General features: G+C 68.7%; 3 protein-coding genes and 1 pseudogene. 2 read left to right on the plus strand and 2 right to left on the minus strand.

Translation table 11 applies throughout. The features are described 5' to 3' along the window. Positions 1-47 precede the first annotated feature (47 nt). On the minus strand, positions 48-995 hold the full coding sequence (locus FKP22_RS24360) for an inositol monophosphatase family protein (protein ID WP_141290250.1): 948 nt from the start codon (positions 993-995) through the stop codon (positions 48-50). Positions 996-1307: 312 nt separating this feature from the next. Between FKP22_RS24360 and FKP22_RS24365 the strand changes: the two genes are divergently transcribed. Together FKP22_RS24365 and cysE are read left to right on the plus strand one after the other, a co-directional pair. Next, positions 1308-2030 carry a TrmH family RNA methyltransferase gene (locus tag FKP22_RS24365; RefSeq protein WP_141290251.1) on the plus strand — a complete coding sequence of 241 codons (723 nt, stop codon included), beginning with the start codon at positions 1308-1310 and terminating at the stop codon, positions 2028-2030. A gap of 140 nt (positions 2031-2170) precedes the next feature. Further along, positions 2171-2950, plus strand: a complete 780-nt coding sequence (gene cysE, locus FKP22_RS24370) for a serine O-acetyltransferase (RefSeq protein ID WP_141290252.1) — start codon at positions 2171-2173, stop codon at positions 2948-2950. Positions 2951-2982: 32 nt separating this feature from the next. On the opposite strand, the pseudogene FKP22_RS24375 reads toward cysE, so the two are convergent. After that, positions 2983-3510: pseudogene (locus FKP22_RS24375) on the minus strand (hypothetical protein); the annotation flags it as partial.

A 3510-nucleotide genomic window follows, 5' to 3' on the forward strand; every position in this document is an offset into this window, starting at 1 on the left:
GAACAGGCGGCGTTGCATGGCGTCTTTCGCAGGAGGGGAAGTGGCGCTCAGAAAGGGGCGTCGTCGCCGGTCGGGGCTGCAGGCGCTTCTTCCACCGGCTTCTTGCGCAGGCGGATCGGCTTGCGCGCGGCGGGTGCTGCGTCGGCGGTGGGGGCGGGGGTCGGTGCGGCGGCGGGTTCGTCGTCGTTGATCACGCGGGTGAACGGCGACAGCAGCTGCACCAGCTGGCCGTAGATCTTCGGCGAGCCGGCGACGATTTCGCGCTGGTTCATGAAGTCGGACTCGCCGGTGAAGTTGCCCACCAGGCCACCGGCCTCGGTGATGATCAGCGAGCCTGCGGCAATGTCCCAGGGGCTCAGGCCGGTTTCGAAGAAGCCGTCCAGGTAGCCGGCGGCCACGTAGCAGAGGTCCAGCGCGGCGGCACCCGGGCGGCGCAGGCCTGCGCACTCGGGCATCACCGTCTCGAACATTTTCATGTAGCGCTGGAAGTTGTCGCCCTTGCGGAAGGGAAAACCGGTGCCGATCAGCGAGTCCGACAGGCGGGTGCGCTTGGAGACGCGCAGGCGCTTGTCGTTCAGGTAAGCGCCTCGGCCACGCGAGGCCATGAAGAGGTCGTTGCGCGTCGGGTCATAGACGACGGCCTGCTCGACCTTGCCGCGGAAGGACAGCGCGATGGACACGCAGTAGACCGGGAAGCCGTGGATGAAGTTGGTGGTGCCGTCCAGCGGGTCGATGATCCAGACGAAATCGCTGTGCTTGGAGCCGTGCTCGCGGCCCGATTCTTCGGCCAGGATGCCGTGGCCGGGATAGGCGGTGAGCAGGGTTTCGATGATCGCCGCTTCGGCGTTCTGGTCGACCTCGGTGACGAAGTCGTTGGGGCTCTTGGTGTTGACCTTGAGGATGTCCAGGTCCAGCGACGCCCGGTTGATGATCGCCCCCGCGGTGCGGGCCGCCTTGACGGCGATGTTCAACATGGGGTGCAGGGACTGGGACATGGTTCAACCTTGGAAGAGGGCTTGGAACAGGCGGCACGGACCGTGGCCACACCTGCCGCAGCGGCGGAGGTGGGACGGGGGCGTGCCGGCGCAGAAGAACTGCAGCGGGGCGATCTGGCGGCGGACAAAGAGCGTCGCTTGGGCGCGGTTGCGAGGGCGGCGGCTGCTTTTTGCAAAGCGGCGCGGCGCGCGACAATGGCCGGTGCGAAACCGCGAATTCTAGCGCCCTGCGCCGTGCCTGCAATGCCTGACCCCTCGAAGCCCTCTGTTGACCAAGCGGGCGAAAGTCGCGATCCGACGCGTTTTGTCCTGATGCACACCAGCCATCCTGGCAACGTGGGCGCGGCCGCGCGGGCCATGAAGGTGATGGGTTTCCACGACCTGGTGCTGGTGGCGCCGCGCTTTGCCGACGTGCTGGTGCGCGAGGAAACCGTTGCGATGGCGAGCGGCGCGACCGACATCCTGGCTGGCGCCCGCATCGTGCCGGACCTGGCCGCCGCGCTGGATGGCGTGACATACGCCTGCGCCACGGCCATGACCCCCCGCGACTTCGGCCCGCCGACCTTCTCGCCGCGCGAGCGCTTCGCCTCGCTGGCCGGCGAAGGCCATCGCGTGGCCTTTGTGTTTGGCGGCGAGCGCTTCGGCATGGCCAATGAGGATGTGTACCGCTGCCATGCCTGCCTGTCGATTCCCACGGACCCCGCCTACGGCTCGCTGAACCTGGCCCAGGCGCTGCAGGTGCTGGCCTACGACTGGCGCCAGGCGCTGGGTGGCTTTGGCGTGGCACCGCGAACCGCGCCTGTGGACTGGGCCGATGGCGTGGCGGTGCAAGGCCTGCTGGCCCACTGGCAGGAAGCGCTGGTGCAGATCGGTTTCCTGGACCCGCAGGTGCCGCGCAAGCTGCTGCCGCGGCTGAACCAACTGGCCAACCGTGCCTTGCTGAGCCAGGAGGAGGTGCACATCCTGCGCGGCGTGGCGCGGGCGGTGCAAAAGGTGGCCGTGAAGGCAGCCCCGAAGAGGGTCGCCGAGGACTGAACGGGCGGCTGGCGAAAATCCCGTGTCCAGCCGGGTTCAATCGCCCCGGCTACACTGAATTTGCAATCACGTTTTCTGTTCTTGCCCGCGGCACCTGCCCGCCGCGTGTCCCGCCTCCCCAGCATTCCCCTGGAGCCGCCATGTTCGCCCGACTCCGCGAAGACATTGCCTGCATTCTTGAGCGCGACCCCGCCGCGCGAAGCGCCTGGGAGGTGCTCACCTGTTACCCCGGCCTGCACGCACTGATCTGGCACCGCGCAGCGCATGGCTGCTGGCGGGCAGGATTCAAGTGGGCCGGCCGCTTCCTGTCTCAGCTGGGTCGCATGGCCACCGGCATCGAGATCCATCCGGGCGCGACCATTGGCCGGCGGGTCTTCATCGACCACGGCATGGGCGTGGTGATCGGCGAGATGGCCGAGATCGGCGACGACTGCACCATCTACCAGGGCGTGACGCTGGGCGGCACCTCGCTGGTCAAGGGCGCGAAGCGCCACCCGACGCTGGAGGCCGGCGTGATCGTCGGTGCCCATGCTTCGGTGCTGGGTGGCTTCACGGTGGGCGCTGGTGCGCGCATCGGCTCCGGCGCGGTGCTGACCAAGCCGGTACCGGCAGGCGCCACGGCGGTCGGCAACCCGGCCCGCATCATCCAGCGCGAGGTGGACGCGGCCCGCGAAACGGCGGCGGCGCGCATGGGCTTCTCGGCCTATGGCGTGACGAACGGCGATGACCCGGTGGCCCAGGCCATGAAGGGCCTGATCGACAACGCCTCGACCCAGGAGCACCAGATCGCGCTGCTGTGGCAGGCGATCGAGAAGCTGTCGCAGCGTTCGCGCGAGTTGCCTGGCGACGACTGCGTGCCGCAGGACGCGCAGACCACCGAGCGCTTTGACGCCGAGCGGCTGAACCGCCTGGTGAAGTGACGCTGTTCAGCGCGCCGAGCTTTCGGCCCTGATCAGCGCGCTGCGCCTTCGGCGCGCGGGTCGCTGATCTCGATCTCGCCGGCCTCGCTCCAGTTGCCAAGCTCGGGCTTGCCTGCCACGTCCTTCAGCGCCGCCACGCGCCAGTGATGCGTGCCAGGCTGGGCCACGATCACGCGCAGGCTGGTCGCGTCGGCGTCGCCCTGGTGCTCCATCTGCGTGAAGCCCGCATCGCGCGCCACTTCCACGCGGTAGTGGTCGACGTCCGCCACCGGTTGCCAGCGCAGCTTGACCACGCCTGGCGGCTGCGGCACGGTGAAGGGCACCAGGCCAGGCGCGGTGGTCAGCACCTTCAGCTCGAAGCGCAGCTTGGCATCAAAGCCTTCAATGCCCAGCGAATCGACTTGGCGGGCGCGCAAGTGCCAGATGCCGCTCTCCAGCCCGTCCAGCGGCAGCGTGCTGCCCGGGGCGAGGTAAAGGTCGCGCACGATGTGGTCGTAGGCCGGATCGGCTGCCAGCTGCACCCGCAGCGCCTGGGTCCCGGCCGGCATCTGCAGCACCAG

Source organism: Ideonella azotifigens (assembly GCF_006519715.1).
Classification (GTDB): domain Bacteria; phylum Pseudomonadota; class Gammaproteobacteria; order Burkholderiales; family Burkholderiaceae_C; genus Ideonella; species Ideonella azotifigens.